General features: G+C 54.3%; 13 protein-coding genes. 8 read left to right on the top strand and 5 right to left on the bottom strand.

Annotated features, from left to right (window positions below):
• Positions 1-234: 234 nt before the first annotated feature.
• Positions 235-1,797 (bottom strand): transposase, encoded by a 1,563-nt coding sequence (locus tag SH528x_RS29330; RefSeq protein ID WP_442506986.1) that lies wholly within the window; start codon positions 1,795-1,797, stop codon positions 235-237.
• Between the two features lie 216 nt (positions 1,798-2,013).
• Entirely contained in the window at positions 2,014-3,609 is a 1,596-nt protein-coding gene (locus SH528x_RS29325) for a permease (protein ID WP_442512200.1), read from the bottom strand.
• Between the two features lie 426 nt (positions 3,610-4,035).
• Here SH528x_RS29325 and SH528x_RS29320 point away from each other — a divergent pair, with 426 nt between their 5' ends.
• The gene (locus tag SH528x_RS29320) at positions 4,036-4,683 is read left to right on the top strand and encodes an RNA polymerase sigma factor (protein WP_442506985.1); all 648 of its coding nucleotides are present in this window, start codon (positions 4,036-4,038) and stop codon (positions 4,681-4,683) included.
• A 132-nt stretch (positions 4,684-4,815) separates the two neighbouring features.
• Positions 4,816-5,865 (top strand): anti-sigma factor family protein, encoded by a 1,050-nt coding sequence (locus SH528x_RS29315; protein ID WP_442506984.1) that lies wholly within the window; start codon positions 4,816-4,818, stop codon positions 5,863-5,865.
• Here SH528x_RS29315 and SH528x_RS29310 read toward each other — a convergent pair.
• Positions 5,862-7,448 carry an MFS transporter gene (locus tag SH528x_RS29310; protein WP_442506983.1) on the bottom strand — a complete coding sequence of 529 codons (1,587 nt, stop codon included), beginning with the start codon at positions 7,446-7,448 and terminating at the stop codon, positions 5,862-5,864. The genes SH528x_RS29315 and SH528x_RS29310 overlap by 4 nt on opposite strands.
• 248 nt (positions 7,449-7,696) lie before the next feature.
• Between SH528x_RS29310 and SH528x_RS29305 the strand changes: the two genes are divergently transcribed.
• Genes SH528x_RS29305 through SH528x_RS29280 form a run of 6 tightly spaced genes read left to right on the top strand, consistent with a single transcriptional unit; the run spans position 7,697 to position 13,776 of the window.
• Positions 7,697-9,247 carry a GNAT family N-acetyltransferase gene (locus tag SH528x_RS29305; protein ID WP_442512199.1) on the top strand — a complete coding sequence of 517 codons (1,551 nt, stop codon included), beginning with the start codon at positions 7,697-7,699 and terminating at the stop codon, positions 9,245-9,247.
• A complete protein-coding gene (locus tag SH528x_RS29300; RefSeq protein ID WP_442506982.1) occupies positions 9,244-10,020 on the top strand; it encodes a hypothetical protein in 777 nt (258 codons plus the stop codon). Before SH528x_RS29305 ends, SH528x_RS29300 begins: the two co-directional genes overlap by 4 nt.
• Positions 10,013-11,488 carry a RimK family protein gene (locus SH528x_RS29295; protein ID WP_442506981.1) on the top strand — a complete coding sequence of 492 codons (1,476 nt, stop codon included), beginning with the start codon at positions 10,013-10,015 and terminating at the stop codon, positions 11,486-11,488. Before SH528x_RS29300 ends, SH528x_RS29295 begins: the two co-directional genes overlap by 8 nt.
• Positions 11,485-12,738, top strand: a complete 1,254-nt coding sequence (locus SH528x_RS29290; RefSeq protein WP_442506980.1) for a carboxylate-amine ligase — start codon at positions 11,485-11,487, stop codon at positions 12,736-12,738. The genes SH528x_RS29295 and SH528x_RS29290 overlap by 4 nt, the downstream gene beginning before the upstream one ends.
• Positions 12,717-13,448: an N-formylglutamate amidohydrolase gene (locus tag SH528x_RS29285; protein WP_442506979.1), complete on the top strand. Its 732-nt coding sequence runs from the start codon at positions 12,717-12,719 to the stop codon at positions 13,446-13,448. The genes SH528x_RS29290 and SH528x_RS29285 overlap by 22 nt, the downstream gene beginning before the upstream one ends.
• Entirely contained in the window at positions 13,429-13,776 is a 348-nt protein-coding gene (locus SH528x_RS29280) for a DUF952 domain-containing protein (protein WP_442506978.1), read from the top strand. Before SH528x_RS29285 ends, SH528x_RS29280 begins: the two co-directional genes overlap by 20 nt.
• 28 nt (positions 13,777-13,804) lie before the next feature.
• On the opposite strand, the gene SH528x_RS29275 is transcribed toward SH528x_RS29280, so the two are convergent.
• Both SH528x_RS29275 and SH528x_RS29270 read right to left on the bottom strand, forming a co-directional pair.
• Complete coding sequence (locus tag SH528x_RS29275) at positions 13,805-15,418, bottom strand: Mur ligase family protein (RefSeq protein ID WP_442506977.1); 1,614 nt, start codon at positions 15,416-15,418, stop codon at positions 13,805-13,807.
• 349 nt (positions 15,419-15,767) lie between these two features.
• Positions 15,768-16,664, bottom strand: coding sequence for a uracil-DNA glycosylase (locus SH528x_RS29270; protein ID WP_442506976.1), 897 nt, complete (start codon positions 16,662-16,664; stop codon positions 15,768-15,770).
• Positions 16,665-16,676 lie beyond the last annotated feature (12 nt).

Genomic DNA, 16,676 nt, shown 5'->3' with positions numbered 1-16,676 from the left:
GAGTTCCGGCATGAAGCGGAAAGAGAGTGAGGAGCTGGGAGAGGAACAGCCCCCCCCTTTTAAGACTGCTGATTTAGTAGCAAAGTTGATTCGTCGAGCGGATTTGGTTTGCACCGCGAACAAATTTGAGATTCTTATCCGGTAGCCCCTCTTCGCAAGCCAGTCTCGCTGGAGACAAGCTGCAGCCGATTGACACGCGAGTTGGACTCGTTTGCGGCCCCGATCAATCTTGTTTTACCAACATCCGATCATATTGGCGCACGAAGGCCCCTTGAGGAGTTTCGTCAGACGCCGAACATTCACCATAAAGCCTGTCATTAGTTCCTGAATTTTTACTTTGGATCGTCCCCAGTACCGTGCCTTTCGACCGCATCCATGACGTACGATCTCATTGATCTTTCGCTCGATCGCGGGATGCTCTTTTCGCACCGAACGATACTCCTCCGTGCCCACCTTAGCGCGGGCTCGTTCGTACTCCGTTTCGTACTCATTTTTGGACACTCGACGGCCACGATGAGCCGTCGGTCTGAACTCTGGATAACATTGCGATAGTAGAGAACAAGTCCGACAACCCTTGAGCGAGAAGTCGTAAAACAACGAATTAGGCTTGTCTGCTTTTCGCCATGGGGTGCCCGAGGTATGACCTGCCGGGCAGGTGACATGCTGACCATCTTCGCTTTGGAGGAACGCTGAATTGGGATAGCCTTTCCCTTCGCTGTGTTCGCTCGGCGGTGTGATCACGTCCACGGCAAGACCGTTGGGATCTTCCAGCGTTCGTAGCATCGGTCCGTTGAATCCAGCACCATCGATCGAGAGTTGCTCGATTTGATTACCGTGAACCGCCTGCTCGCGTTGCACCAAACTGATCGCGTCGTGGGCCTCGGCACCGTTGGCCGGAAGCACTTCGATTTGCGTCACCAGTCCGCTGTCGGCGTCCATCATCACGTCGAGCATGTAACCATCATAGAACTCGCCATGTTTGCCACGCCGCGCCTCGGGATCGACCACGCTAAGGGTACGGTCGCCGCTACCAGGATTCAAACAATCCGCCGTGATTTTCTCTGCCAAACTTCGCACCGCCAACAGCCGTTGCCAAGTCAATTTCTGTTCTGGATCGGGGGCTTCGGCGGGTAACCTCTGCATCCACTGGAGCATGTCCAGCACCAAATCCAAGCGAGCTTGCAAGCGGATCTCGTCGGATTCTTTTTCAGTCTCCGCTCGGATTCGCTCCGCCTCGATGTGGTATCCAGCGGCCAACTCGGCGTCGACGGACTCGATCGCTGAGAGCATCTTTTCTCTAAGTTGCGCGAGCAGTCTTAGAGTGGTGGGTACGGCGATGTTAGCCAGGACGTGGGTGGCGTCTTTTAGCCGAAGCCGATCGCGTACCACCCCGGCGTCCCGAGCAAAGGCGATCAGTCGATCGAAAATTTCCTGAAATCCTTCCACTCCGAGACGCGCTCGAAAGCGGCAAATCGTGGAGGCGTCGGGCATTTCAAAACGGATAGGCACCTGGAGGAACCAACGAAATAGCAAATCCGTCTGAGCTCGGGCAACGACACCTCGGTCAGAGAGCCGGCAGGTATAGCGAAGAAACTCCAGCTTGAGCATATGAATGACAGGCAGAGCTGGTTGCCCCATGTTCGGAACATAATACTTTTCAAGGTCGCCGCGGAACGACTCCCAGGGGATCAACTGCAAAGCATCCAGTAACGGCGAGTCGCCCCGAATAACTCGTGCGTAAATGGCTAGGTCCTCGGCTGAAATTTCCAGCAGAAAATCACGGTCTCGTGTGATCATTCTTTGTTTCTTCTAGCACCTCACTCTTGCGTCCAAAGGGGGGGATTCAATGGGGAATTATATGCACGCCGCAAAAACGAGGGAATGACTAAATCAGCAGTCTCCGAAGTTGGTGGAGAGGTGGCAGAAAACCAGCGCAACCCAAAAATCACAACTAGCCCAAAGTTTTAGCGCCAAAACGGCCAATTTACTGAAAGACTTCTGCCTACCTTCTTATCAAATATCGCTTGCACCATCATCGGCAACATTGGCTGGCGGGTAGAACGACCAAGCAAAAATCAACGCCGCCGAGGCAAAATAGCCTGCCACAAATTCGAGCACCAAACGACGATTGGCGGGATCCAACGAGATCCCTTCACCCCAGGCGGCCAACCCAAATGCCTCAGGCCCGATCGGTAAAAACAATCGATTGCCCGACAGCGGCGAGTGGATGATGCCAAACGTGGTCAGCACCCCGGCTGCGACCAGCACGGTCGCAGCGACACGCAACTTGCGGTCAATCAATGCGGCCAGACACCAAGCCCACAGCAAGCTGGTCACGATGAAGCCGTTACTCAGCATCGAAAGCGTGAGCAGATCTCGCTTCAATCCCTCGCCCTGCAATGTCTGGATATTGAACTCTGCAGCAAACGCGGCTCCGTCGCCGAAGATGCGCCCTGGCAAACTCATCGCTAAGAACGCCAGCGCAGGCAGGCACGCCAATCCGACGGCGGCATAGTGACGCCGTGGCGTGGCTAGAAAGCTTTGGGCCGTGATCTCGAGTCCAATGAACACCAAGATCGGATAGACCACGGGCTTGGGCATCCAAGCGTTCAGCCAACCGAAATAACCGACCAATCCAGCGGAACCGACCAGCAGAGCGGTCGCCAGCGTGTAGGCGGCTCGCCCTCCCATCGCCTTGTACGCGGGATGCCCAATGTAAGGAGTGGTCTGCACCACGCCGCCGAACAACCCCGCGATCAATGTGGCAACGCCTTCGACGCCGATCACCGTTGGAGTGTCGTAGTCGTCGCCAGCCGCAGCGGCGCTTTCGGTACAGTCGATGCCGCCCACGATCGTGGCGATGGCGAACGGAAACGCAATCGGCAAATAGGGCAACGCATCGGGAAAGCCCGAGATCCAATCGAATTGCCAGCTTTGCAGCCATTCCGTCGGAAACCACTCACTCGACTCGGCGGCGGGAAACGCGTAGCCGCTGGCGCCCATCGAGCACAACAAAAAGTAAACTGCTCCGGCGACCAACAGTGCTCCGAGCGTTCCAGGGGTTCGCCCCGGCAGCGGAATCTTGGCAACCAACGCACTGAGCACGATTACCATTGCCAACATGCCCGGCAACGGATGTCCAAGAATCTCGATCAGCGGAAAGAAGCTAATCAACACCAGCGCGATCGCTGCAAGCGAACCGAGCAATCCGGCTCGCGGCACGACTTTTTGAACCCAGCGGGTTAGCGGGGCGAGGCCGATTTTCAGCAGTCCGCTGAGCACGATGCACCAAATTCCGATGTACCACGTCCGCGATGCGGCCTCCAATGGCTCAAGTCCCGACTGGAGTCCTTGCAAGTAAGACGGCCCGAGAATGAACAGGGCGATTCCATAGGTCGACGGCGTATCGAGCCCAAGTGGCATCGCGGTCACATCGTTTCGCCCGGTTTTGCTAGCGAGCCGAAACGCCAGATAGAAAAAGGCCAGGTCGCCGACCAACACTCCCAGTGCCGTCCCAGGCACCATGTGCGAAACGGCAAACTCAGTTGGGAAGCCAAACCCAGACAGCAGCGCAACTAGCAGCAGGAGACCCACAATATTGTCGAGCATCAAACCAAAAAACGCATTCACGTCGCCTGGCTGAGCCCAATGATAGCGAGAAGGATTAGCAGGGGATTTTTGGCTCAATGCACCGCTTTTCAATCGGGAATAGAACGTTGTACGACCATGGCGTCCCTATCGTAGCAATTCATCGTCATCGTGATGACACAGGGAACCGCAACCCGCACCCCCTCTGCAGGACCGGCTGCTTTAAGATTCCATGAAAATCGCTTTGACTGCATGCAAAATTCTGAGATACTGAATAGGGACGAGATTGTCCGGACTGCGAATGTTTGCTTATTTCCCCACAATCGCAGGCAAGGGCGTGCAGGATTCCTGTATAATCGTCGCGTAATTCAATTTGAGGGACATTCTCCCTCGTTTTTATCGCTGTTTTTTTGCCTCCTTATTCCCATCAATGGAAGGCCTTTTCCAATGACTACCAAGACTGAAAAACCCACTATCGCAGGCGAAAACGCCTTCTGCGATGTGTCGGACGAGGGACTGATCGCTCAGTACCAGAAATCAGGCGACCGAAGTCTTTTTGAGACGTTGATTCAACGTTATGAGCGGGAAATCTTTAGTTATTTACGGCGTTACGTGGGCAACTCGGAAATCGCGGAGGATGCATTTCAAGGGACCTTTTTGCAGGTTCATTTGAAATGTCAGCAATTCGACTCGTCACGGCGATTCCGACCATGGCTGTACGCCATCGCCACTAACCAAGCGATCGATGCCCAACGACGCAACAAACGTCACCGCATGGTCAGCCTGGATCGCAACAATACCAACGAAAAGGATGATCGATCAGGAAGCTGGTCCGAGAAATTGGTCGGCGACACGATCGATCCCCACGCCGCGGCGGCGCAAGAAGAAAACAGTCGCTGGGTGAACCACTCGGTGGAGAGCCTGGGCGAATCGATGCAACAGGTCATTAACTTGGTGTATTATCAAGGGCTGAAGTACCGTGAAGCCGCGGACATTTTGGGAATTCCCGTGGGAACGGTGAAAAGCCGTTTGCATGCCGCTGTCCAGCGACTGGGCATTTTATGGGAAGAATCCCACGAAGAACGCAGCGAGTAATTCGCAGCGAAGGGTCATGCGGGTTCGTCATTTGGCGAACCACTTCCACCGCCCGCGCGTAGAATACGAATCGCCAGTGGATCTCGTTAAGGTTCGATTGGTCCGTGATTTTCTTATGAGTGTTGGAAGTTGATGCACGAAGACTTGCTCGGATATTTGCTTGGCGCCCTGGAGCCGCACGAGATGGATCGTGTAGCGCAATGGCTCCGGGAAAGCCCCGAAGCGCGTCGCGAGCTCGCCGAGATCGAGCGTGCCCTGCGTCCATTGGAAGAGCACTATCAACCGCCCGAAAGCCCTCCGGCGGACTTGATTTCTCGAACGCTCGCCAATCTTCCTACGCTGCCCAAACCCGGTGAATGTTTTGTCGCCCCGGTTGTTTCGTCGGACGACGATCAAGTCACCTTGCCAGCGATGAATAACGGCGTGGATCCATCACGACAATCGCAATACACATGGCTCGATTGGGTCGGCGGTGCGTTAGCCACTGCGATTTTGCTTGCCCTGCTGCTGCCGTCCATTGCCGAGGGACGTATTGAATCTCGCAAAGTGGCCTGCCAAGATCAGTTGCGACAATTCGGAACCGCGCTCACGCAGTATGTTTCTCGCGATCACCAAAATCGGTTGCCTGCGGTAGCCAAAGAAGGTCCAGAAGCCTTTGCGGGGGTTTTCATGATGCGTTTGAACGACGCAGGATTACTGGCGGACGTATCGCAGCGATGGTGTCCATCGCTTGGTCAACCTGAGGTGATCAATACCGGTCTAACTCAAGTGGATGAGTTTGCGTCGGTGCAGAGTTTGCATGAAGTTTCGGTCGATCAGCTGCGTGAAATCCAACAGTACGCTGGCGGCCATTACGCGTACACGCTTGGGGTCGTAGACGGACAGCAATTCAAGTCGCCAAAATTTGAATCACGCTCTTCGTTTGCTGTCATGTCGGATGCCCCAACGAGCCGGTTTACCGGCGTCGACATTCAGTCTCAGAATGTTGGTCACAGCGGTTTGGGGATCAATGTGTTGTACGAAGATGGCCGTGTGCAATTCATGCCGCTCTCGTCGCTCAATCAAATTCCGGATCACCCTTGGTTGAATCATCGCGACCAAGTCGAAGCGGGAGTGAACATCGACGATGCATCGTTGGCGCCAAGTCACCGCCCCCCATTCGCGGAAGTCCGTCAACGCTAGTCCGCTTCCGCGGTCGCCAAGATTGCGGCCGAGGACGTACGCCGCTGTAGCGTGGGCAACACGGGCGTATCGAGCGTGGCCCCGTTGGGCCGCACGCTGAGCACACGCACGCGGACTCGTGATAACAATCGTCGTCCCGGCTGAACCCCAATCAGCAGCCCGAGAGCCATAAAGCGTCCGACCGAGGAAATCCCGAACAGGATCCAGTACGCTTTTTCGCTCGCTCCGAAATACGCCAGAATGCTGCCACCAATCGCTGCACCGATGCACCACGAAGTGCAGTTCGCAAAGTTGTAGAGGGTCAGCATCTTGGTTCGCCGGCTGGCAGGAACGGCATCAAAGATCAATAGAAAAAAGCCTAGCTCGTAGGCTGCCCAGACGGTGCCACTGACAATTTGGATGCATGCGATCCACCAAAAGTTGCTTGATACGATCCAAAACGAAGCGATTGGGACGATGCCAATTCCACCAATCCACAACAATCGCTTTGCACCATAGCGGCGGCCAAAATTGCCCCAGTACGAAAGGGCAATAATCTTGGATACAAACGCGAGTGCTAGCAACGTCACAAAATCCTGGTAGGACAGTGACAATTTTTCGAGCATGTAGGGCGAAAAATAGGGACCGCTTAGCTGAACCATCCCTTGGACAAATACCAGGTAACCGAGCAACTGAATTGCTGAAATCCCAATGGGCGAGGGTGGAGTTTTCGCCACGGGAACCTTCGTTCCAATCGGCTTGTTTGCAGCAGGCGTGCTGGACGATCGCTCTTCAGTACTAGCGAGAGTCGCATTTGCTTGCGGTTGGTACGCGATATTTTGAACCTGCTGGTTCGACACATCACGATTTGTGCGATGAAGCGTCAACATTACGACGGACACAAAACGAAACAAACTGGCGCCAAAAAACAAGAATGCGAAACCGGTCGTGACCCAATCTCCTTGCTGTGCCCACTGCAAAAGCAATCCGCCGCCGACGAGCCCTGCCAGGGTGGTGGCCTGGGCCCATTTTGTCCGCCTGGCGAAATAAATCGTTCGCAATCGAGTCGGAACGATGCGTTCAATCCATGTGTTCCATGCGGGGCCGGTAGCCAACCCCGACGCCCAATAAATCGACGCGAACACGATCAGCCATGTCAACGAAATCGTTCCGAACATCGCCGCTACGCCGATCGGAATCAAACTGGCTGCTTGCAAACAACCACAGAAGACGACCCAACGTTGTTCAAATCCGAACCATCGCACCGCTGTAGGGGAAACTAATTGCGCAACGCCGCCAAACAACAAGGGAACGCTGCCCACTAAACCGGCCGAGACTTCTCCTAAGCCCACGGCCAACGCAAATGCCACGAAATAGGTTTCCCCCAACCCGACCATCACACCATAGCTCGCTCCGTCAACGAGACTGACGCGGAGATTCGATCTCGTCACCGACGAAGCGTTGGAACCGAAAAACATGGGAATCCGGGTATAAAACGGTTGGCTGAGCAAGCGGGCTAGAGTAGCCCCAAAGGGAAAGGTTTGGCGACGCAACGTGCGTCCGCGTTCTGACGAACCGAGCGACAAAACGCAAGCTTGTCGCAATGCCGCAACTTGTAAAGGGAAGTGGCATCTAAAATCGAGAGGAAAATCTTTCTTAAAGTTCGCGATTGACCACTCGCCCAAAAGTCATGGATGGATATGATTCGCGAGAGTTCGCATATTTTGCAAACTAAATAACAGCATCACCTTCCCACTGACTCGAAACCCTCGAGAGAGACGTGACTGACGACACCCGAGAAAACCACGCATCCAATTCCTCTGACTCGGGTGGGGAAAATGCCTCCGACGAAATCGATCTATCCAAGTTTGAGTGGAACTTAGTTGTTCGCCAAACCAAGGCGGACGATTTCGAACCGTTGATGGAGATCCAGAGAAAGTGTTTCCAGGGGATGCCCATGTGGACAATCGAACAATTGGCCAGCCAATTGGAACGATTTCCCGAAGGCCAATTTGTCGTCGAGTGCGATGGCAAGGTTATCGCATCATGCAGCGGACTGCTCGTCAATTACGACGATAACTTGGAATGGCACAATTGGCAGAAAATGGCCGATGGCGGTTTCATTCGCAACCATGTTCCCGGCGGCGACACGCTGTACGGAATTGAAATCATGGTCGATCCCGATTATCGCGGGATGCGTTTGTCGCACCGCTTGTATCAAGCGAGAAAAGATCTGTGCCGCCGTATGAACGTGGCCCGTATCATCGTAGGAGGGCGAATCCCAAACTATCACAAGCATGCCGATAAGTTGACCGCCCGCGAGTATATCGAGCGTGTCGTGGAAAAGGCGATCTTTGACCCCGTTTTATCCGCCCAGATCGCGAACGGTTTCGCACTGCAAGGACTAATTCCCAACTATTTGCCCTCGGACGTGCAGAGCGCCGGTTACGCGACATTCTTGGAATGGAAGAACCTTGAGTTCAACCGAGCGCCGACGCGTCGCTACCGACACAGCGTTGAACCCGTTCGCATCGGGGCGGTCCAGTACCAAATGCGTGCCGTCAAAGACTTTGACGAATTCGCTCATCAAGCACGTTACTTCGTTGACGTCGCGGGCGACTACAAATGCGATTTCCTGTTGTTTCCGGAACTGTTCACCCTGCAACTGTTGTCGTGTTTGCCTCCTCAGCGACCCGGCAGTGCCGCGCGGGCTCTGTCGGAGTTCACGCCGCAGTACCTAGAGTTGTTCACCGAGATGGCGATCTCGTTTAACACGAATATCATTGGCGGTTCCCACTTCGTCGTCGAAGATGAAACGCTGTACAACATCTCGTACTTGTTCCGTCGGGACGGCAGCATCGAAAAGCAATACAAATTGCACATCACTCCGAGCGAGCGACAATGGTGGGGAGTGACCGGCGGGGACAAGGTCGAGGTTTTTGATACCGATTGTGGTCCGATCTCGATTCAAATTTGTTACGACTGTGAATTTCCCGAGGTATCGCGAATCGCGGCGGAACGCGGGGCGAACATGGTGTTTGTCCCCTTCAATACCGACACAAAACTGGGTTATTTGAGAGTCCGATTGTGTGCACAAGCACGCTGTATCGAGAACCATATGTACGTTGCCATTGCTGGTTGCACCGGCAATTTACCCTTCGTCGAGAATGCCGATATCCACTACGCTCAATCAGCAATCTTCACACCGGCGGATGTCACGTTTGCGCGTGATGCCATCGGGGCGGAAGCAAATGCGAATGTCGAAATGGTGATCATTCATGATGTCGACTTAGAATTGCTTCGTCGTCACCGCGAAAAAGGCAATGTCACCAATTGGCGTGACCGACGGACCGACATGTACCACGTCAACTACAAAAGCGGCAACGAGGTTCGCCAAATTTGATCACCCCTCCGATTCACCACTTACCGCTGAGCATTCTGGCGCAGCCAAGTGATTCCGATTGTGGACCGACATGCCTGCATGCGGTTTACAATTATTGGAAAGACGAGATCCCGTTAGAGCAGGTGATCCGCGAGATCGGGCAGTTCCGACGCGGCGGCACGCTGGCGGTTCAACTGGCATGTCACGCGCTCGCTCGTGGTTATGAAGCCACGATTGTGACGTACAACCTGCAATTTTTTGACCCGACCTGGTTCCCACCGGGCCGCGTCGATTTGGCCGAAAAGCTGAAGGCACAATGCGCAGCCAAGAAGGGCAAAGACGAGCGATTTGAGGTTGCGACGGAATCGTATTTGCAGTTTTTGGATATGGGCGGCCAAGTGCAAATGGAACCGCTCGAAGAAAATCTGATTGTGCGAACGCTGATTGCCGGAGTGCCGCTACTGAGCGGACTGAGCGCGACATTCTTGTATCAGGAAGCTCGCGAACGGTATCAGGTACGTGACGAGTCCGGTCGCACCTGTATTACCGACGATGTGGCTGGCGACCCCGTTGGCCACTTCGTCGTGTTGTACGGTTACGACGGCCAAACCGGTCAGGTGATGTTAGCCGACCCTCTGCAAAACAATCCGATCGCTGCAACGCATCTATACACCGCACCCTTGTCCCAAGTCGCGGCCGCCATTCTGCTCGGCATCGCGACTTACGACGCAAACCTATTGATGATCCGGCCTCGGAATCATCGCCCGACTGGAAAGGCTTCCGTAAATGTCTGACGTGATTGTCACTGAATCGCAAGCAGGATGGATCGAAGCGATTGATGGTGTCGAAGTCGTTGATCCACGTGAATATCTAACCGACCCGCGTTGGAACCGTCGACGGGGAATCAAGGTCTATAACCTGGCGCGTTCGTATCGCTACCAAAGTTTTGGCTATTACGTTTCGTTGTTGGCCGAAGCTCGCGGTCATCGTCCGATGCCCGACGTGACCGCCATCCAAGATCTTGCGGGAAAAGCCAATGTGCGGTTGCTTCCCCCCGAGCTTGACGAACTGATTCAACATGCACTTTCGCCGCTGACGAAAGACACATTTGAACTGAGCGTTTACTTTGGTCGCAACTTAGCCAAACGCTACGACCGCCTATCGCGAGAGCTATTTAACACGTTTCCATGCCCATTACTGCGTTTCGAGTTTTCGCGTCGCAAGGACAAGTGGCGTTTGCGACGAGCCGAAGTGATTGGGATCAAGGCGGTGCCGCAAGCGCATTGGCCGTTTGTCGCCCAACAAGCAGAATTGCATTTTGCCGGACGCGGAGCGGCACGCAGCAAGAAAAATTCGCTGCGTTACGATTTAGCGATTTTGCATGACCCGAACGAAAAGGACCTCGCCCCCTCGGATCCCAAGGCTCTGCAAAAAATGATCAAGGCAGCGGCCTCGGTTGGCATCCGTGCGGAACTATTAACGCGTGAAGATGCGGGACGACTGCTCGAGTTCGACGCGTTGTTCATTCGGGAAACTACCTCGGTCAATCACCACACCTACCGCTTGGCGAGATGGGCCGAGCGAGAAGGATTGGTCGTGATGGACGATCCCCAATCGATCATCCGCTGTACCAACAAAGTCTATTTGGCGGAAATACTGGACAGGGCCAAGATCGATGTTCCCAAAACGATCGTCGTTCATCGAGGCAATGCCGATCAGATTGTGCCAACAATCGGGTTGCCATGCGTGCTGAAACGCCCCGACAGTGCCTTTTCCAAAGGCGTCACCAAGGCGGAATCCGAAACGGAATTGGCAGAAAAACTCGAGGAAATGTTTGAGTATTCCGAATTAGTGATTGCTCAACAGTTTATGCGTACCGATTTTGACTGGCGAATCGGCGTGCTCGATGGACGGGCGTTTTTTGCCAGCAAGTACCACATGGCACGCGGCCACTGGCAAATCGCCAAGTACGAAGACGAAGGCAAACAGACGTTCGGAAAAGCGGAAACGATACCCATTGAACTGGCGCCGCGACGCGCGGTCAGCATCGCGGTCAAAGCCGCCAACATCATCGGTGACGGTCTGTATGGCGTCGATGTCAAAGAGAGCGACGGAAAGTTCTACATCATCGAAGTCAACGATAATCCCAACCTCGATTCAGGCGTTGAGGATGCCATCATGCGTGAAGATTTGTATCGCCGAATCATGGAATCGTTTTTGCGTCGAATCGAACGCCGCAAATCGGGAGACAGCACTCAATGAACCTAGCACCGAAACGCGGACTTTTTGACGCTTACGGGATCGAGCTGGAATATGTCATCGTTGATCGCGAAGAGCTTTCCGTTCGCAGTAGCGCCGATCAGGTGCTGCAATCGCTGAGCAATGCCGCGTCCGATGAATTCCCCTCGGACTTTAGCGCGGGGTTGTGCACTTGGTCCAACGAATTGGCCCAGCACGTCATCGAGTTGAAAATCACCGATCCGATCACAAATCTAGTTCGGTTGCCAAGCCAATTTGAGAGCGCCGTGCGCGCGATTGATCCGGTGCTTGAAAAGCTCGGACTACGCTTGCTTCCGACGTCGATGCATCCGTGGATGAATCCGGCGAAGGAAACGAAACTGTGGCCGCACGAATGTCATGAAATCTACGAACAGTATCACAAAATATTTAATTGCTACTCACACGGTTGGGCAAATGTGCAAAGCGTGCATTTGAACCTGCCATTCGATGGCGATGAACAGTTTGCAAAATTGCATGCGGCAGTCAGATTGGTTTTGCCGCTGCTGCCCGGCTTGGCCGCGAGTTCGCCGATCGCCGATTCTCAGATCAGCGGTTGGCATTCGACACGTATGAAAAAGTACATGGCGCACTGTGACCGCGTCCCAGTGCTGACGGGCCCGATCATTCCGGAGCCGCTGTACGATGAAGCCAGCTATCGGCGAGAAATCTTTGGCCCCATCGCCGAGGCGATTCAGCCGCTTGATCCCGAACAGACAATGCATTGTGATTTTCTGAATTCACGTGGCGCGATCGCTCGCTTCGATCGTGGCTCGGTGGAAATCCGGGTGATGGATGTGCAAGAGTACCCTGCGGCGGACGTGTCGATCTGTGCTGCGGTCGTTGCAGTGCTTCGTGCACTAACGCAAGAGAAATGGTCCTCGCTGGACCACCAAAAACAAATGCCCACCGAGCGTTTGAGAATGCGACTGACCGAATGCTCGGTGAGTGCCGAACATACGATCATCGAAGACCAAGAGTTTTTACGCCACTTTGGCATCACCGCTGCTTCCATTCGCTGTGGCGATCTTTGGCAACATTTGGTGAAGACGCTGCGAAGTGAAGACTCAACCCTCGACAGCTTGATGGCGCCGCTGAAAATCATTTTGGATCACGGCACATTGTCTACACGAATCCTGAAGCTCGTCGGGGACTCGTTTTCGCACGACGAACTTCATGATGCCTACGATCAAGTCGCCGATTGTTTGCAGCAATGGCAACCGCTGATGCCATGACCTCGATTCGTTATCTGATTAGCTGCGAACATGGCGGCAATGAAGTTCCGCCCGACTATGCACCATTGTTCTCGTCGTCGGGCGCCAAACGTGATCTGAATAGCCACCGAGGGTACGACCCCGGTTCATTTGATGCAGCGACGCGATTGGCAGCGGAGCTTGGCGTCCCATTCATTTCATCGACGACGACACGGTTGCTTGTCGATCTGAATCGTTCGCTCGACAATCCGCAACTGTTTTCAAAATACGCGATGATGCTTTCGGAGCCTGAACGGGCGACGTTACTTAAAAAGCACTACCATCCCTACCGTCAACAAATTGCAAACCAAATTGCATCGCTGCTGACGTCAAACGACCGCGTCATTCATTTGTCGATGCATACGTTCACGCCTCGATTTCGCGGGACTCATCGCCCGTTGGATCTTGGGATTCTTTACGATCCCAGCCGAGCGGAAGAAAAACAAATTAGTGAAGCCATCGTGAGCCGATTCGCGTCCTCAGCACCTCATCGGCGTGTCCGCCACAACGAACCGTATCTAGGCATCGATGACGGACTGACCACCTATCTAAGAACGCAGCATCCGTCGCGGCAATACGCGGGTATCGAGATCGAGATCAATAATCGTTATGCTCGTTGGCAAGAAAAACAGAAGCAAAAAATGATCACACAGCTTGCTAAGGCCATTCAAGATGACTCGCCCGATTTTTAAGATTCTTTCGACCGAGCAGTGGACACTCGCGCAATCGATCGGCGAGATCCAGGGTGCGGCTATCGATCTGCAGGACGGTTTCATCCATCTTTCGGCACGCGATCAGGTCGAAGCGACTGCTGAGAAACATTTTGCGGGCCAAGAGGATCTCGTGCTGATCCAAGTCGACGAGGTAAAGCTCGGCGACACTCTACGCTGGGAAGTATCACGCGGCGGTGCCTTGTTCCCGCACGTTTACGGGACGATTCCGTTAACGTCGATCATCCAAGCTTGGCCGCTGCGGATTGGTGCCGACGGCCAGCATCATTTTCCTTGGAAAGATCAGTAAGACCGTCGCGCTGTGGGGTATCCACAGATCAGCATTCGTTTTTGAACATCGACAAGATCACGGGATGTTGATTGTCGCTCGCGACAGCGTGAGCAGGATTGCTCGGACGCTTTGCCTTTTCCGCCATCGCGTTTTGCGAAGCCGTTATCAAGTCGCTGAGTTCTCTAATGCGTTGACGCTCTTGTTTTGCGCCAGTTTGTCGAATTCCGCCAATCCACAAAATCGTATCGCGGACCGAGGCTTCGTTGATTGCCCACTGGATCGCGCGACGATCATCCGCGACAAGACGCAGCAGGGCACAATCTTTGACGCCATCAAGCACAGCGTGCGATGCGGCCAAGAATTGCTCTTTTGATTCGCTGCTGCAGGTCACAATTGGCTTGTCCGAAAAACGTTCGAGATGGCCACCCGCCAAAGCGAGGTGAACGGGCGCGTCGCTCGCGTCAACGGCCATTACGCACCACAAACGCCCGCCCGGTTGTTTCATCGAACGAGCCGCACGTAGTGCCGCCGCAATTTGATCGGGTGAATTTGCCGAGTCGATGATCACATCGGCACACTGAAATGAACTGAGCACTTGCATCCGCCCAGGAATCTCTCGCAGCTTGCCGAGATGCTCGACCACTTCGTGAAGTGGTTGATTCAACAGAACCCCAATCGCAGCGGCTGCTGCATGGTTGGACGCCATTGCCGCACCACACAGCGGAGACTCCATCACGGCGGTGACCGCTTCATGGGTCATCAGCAACGTTGACATTCCAGACTCTTGTTCGATCAATTTTGCCGACACATCTGCAGCATGACGGACGCCGTAGGTAAACGCGTTGGCTCCGTGATCGCGTACCGTTCGCAAAACGGCGGGCGAATCAGCCGAAACGACAACGACACCGCTTTGCGTCATTCGATCAAGAACGCACTGAAGCCCCGAAGGACCAAAGTCATCGTCATCTTGTGGCGTTCCCGTGATGACCAACAAATCAAATTCGATGGCGTCGTATCGACCGTGCTTTGCATCTTGTTCGGACAGCTCGATCACGGCGGTTTTTGCTCCGGCTTCACAGCAATCGCCGAGCCACTGTACCAGTGCTCCGCCCGCTGGAACCGACTCGGTCGCAGTCGACTGCATCACGCCGTCGCAATCACCTAAGTCCGTTTGGTAAGAGGTGCGAAGCCCCATGTTGCGAAGCAATTGAGAAACCATCAAAGACGTCGTCGTCTTTCCTGCGGAACCAAATACGCCGATGGTCAACAAACGACGGTCGGGACGATCAAGTCGTTTCGCGTTCAGCCCAGCAAGTGCCAAATCAACATCACCGACGACACATTGCGGCAAAGGACAGGGCAGAATTTGCTCGGTCAAAATCCCAGCAGCGCCCCGTGCCAAGGCCGATGCGATAAAGGCGGTAGGCTCATCATCGCCAACCGAATAGACGACCAATTCGCCTTGTTGTGCAGTGTTCACGTCATCAGCGATTTCGCTGAAACAAATATCGTCTCCAGCGAAAAATCGTGCGTTGGCGATTAACGCCGCCAGCGACAAGCACGCCTCGGATCCGGATGCGGGATGATTCTTGATCGAATCATGGACGGAAATAGAAGACTTCGCATTCGAAACGAACGAAGATTTGACCGCATGACGCATGATGGCCTCCCTGCACATAGCGATGAAGATGGTTTCATGACAAATCCTTTGCCACTCGGAAAAGCAGTCCTCCGCTTCACCGTTGAGAACGAATTGTTCCCATCGCATCGCATCGGTCAATAGGAAAAATATCGCCGTAAATGCTAGCAAATAAAGAAGTTAGGGCTCTTTGGCGGGATTGAGATGAATCCCGATCGAAAAAAGGCCAAAGTTTTTTTGCAGCTAAGCAGGTACGCAGGAATCATTGGGTGAAATCCCGTTAGCCGTTTGGGCGCTAGCCCCGGTTGAATGCGGGAACCGTGGCTAGCGCCAAAACGGCCAATTTACTGAAAGACTCCTGCCTAACTGCTTAGATCAGTCCTGCATCGCGAAGCATCATTTGCAGATCGTCCCAGGCAGCTTTTTTGGCGGCTGGGTTTCGCAGCAGGTACGCCGGGTGATACGTGACCACCACTTTGCTGCCGAAATAGGAATGAAACTGACCGCGAAGTCGTCCGACAGATAGTTTGCTGTCGAGCAAGGCTTGCCCACTAACCGCCCCGAGACAGACGATGTATTCGGGACGAATCAGCTCAATTTGCTTCTCAAAATAGGGGCGGCAGTTGGCGATTTCTTCAGGGTCGGGGTTCCGATTGCCTGGGGGACGGCATTTGACGGTGTTGAGAATGTAAACATCTTCGCGAGCAAATTTGCACGCTTGGATCATTTTGGTCAGCAGTTGCCCTGCCTTGCCGACAAAGGGACGTCCGCTGCGATCTTCGTCCGCCCCGGGGCCTTCACCAAAGAACACGATGCGAGCAGCGGCGTTGCCTTCGCCAAAGACCGTATTCGTTCGGCAATGAACTAATTGAGGACATCGTTGGCACTCTGCCACTTCGCCTGCCAGAGCTGCGAGTTCACTTTCACGCTGCACCAACGGCAAACTTGCCCCAGGGTAGGGTTTGGCGGAGTCGCCGAGCAACGTCGGAGTCAAAACGGGCTTGCGCGGCGGAGCTGACGGGGTGGTCGTCGCCTTAATATTCGCCGCCGGGGGGGGCGTAGGCGGCACGTCGGGCGCTGCCACGTTCGCGTTTTCGGCAGGCGGAGCGGAAATTGCAGCTTCGAAACGTGACTTCAGCTCGGCAACCGATTGCGGATTGGGACGCGGCATCCACTGAACGCCTGACCGCGACAAATGGTCGGCAAGCGCAGCGGCTTGCATGATCAATTGATCGCGATCCAACGGGGGTGAAATCTTGTCAGCCATGGCACGGATTCT

The organism is Novipirellula methanifontis, assembly GCF_052161655.1.
Lineage (GTDB): Bacteria > Planctomycetota > Planctomycetia > Pirellulales > Pirellulaceae > Novipirellula.
Note: the sequence above shows the minus strand (reverse complement) of the source record. Positions and strands in the feature narration are given on the sequence as shown.

Coding starts and splice junctions, on each gene's coding strand:
- SH528x_RS29330 (WP_442506986.1), bottom strand. CDS start 1,797: ATGATCACACGAGACCGTGATTTTCTGCTGGAAATTTCAGCCGAGGAC.
- SH528x_RS29325 (WP_442512200.1), bottom strand. CDS start 3,609: ATGCTCGACAATATTGTGGGTCTCCTGCTGCTAGTTGCGCTGCTGTCT.
- SH528x_RS29320 (WP_442506985.1), top strand. CDS start 4,036: ATGACTACCAAGACTGAAAAACCCACTATCGCAGGCGAAAACGCCTTC.
- SH528x_RS29315 (WP_442506984.1), top strand. CDS start 4,816: ATGCACGAAGACTTGCTCGGATATTTGCTTGGCGCCCTGGAGCCGCAC.
- SH528x_RS29295 (WP_442506981.1), top strand. CDS start 10,013: ATGTCTGACGTGATTGTCACTGAATCGCAAGCAGGATGGATCGAAGCG.
- SH528x_RS29290 (WP_442506980.1), top strand. CDS start 11,485: ATGAACCTAGCACCGAAACGCGGACTTTTTGACGCTTACGGGATCGAG.
- SH528x_RS29285 (WP_442506979.1), top strand. CDS start 12,717: ATGGCAACCGCTGATGCCATGACCTCGATTCGTTATCTGATTAGCTGC.
- SH528x_RS29280 (WP_442506978.1), top strand. CDS start 13,429: ATGACTCGCCCGATTTTTAAGATTCTTTCGACCGAGCAGTGGACACTC.
- SH528x_RS29275 (WP_442506977.1), bottom strand. CDS start 15,418: ATGCGTCATGCGGTCAAATCTTCGTTCGTTTCGAATGCGAAGTCTTCT.
- SH528x_RS29270 (WP_442506976.1), bottom strand. CDS start 16,664: ATGGCTGACAAGATTTCACCCCCGTTGGATCGCGATCAATTGATCATG.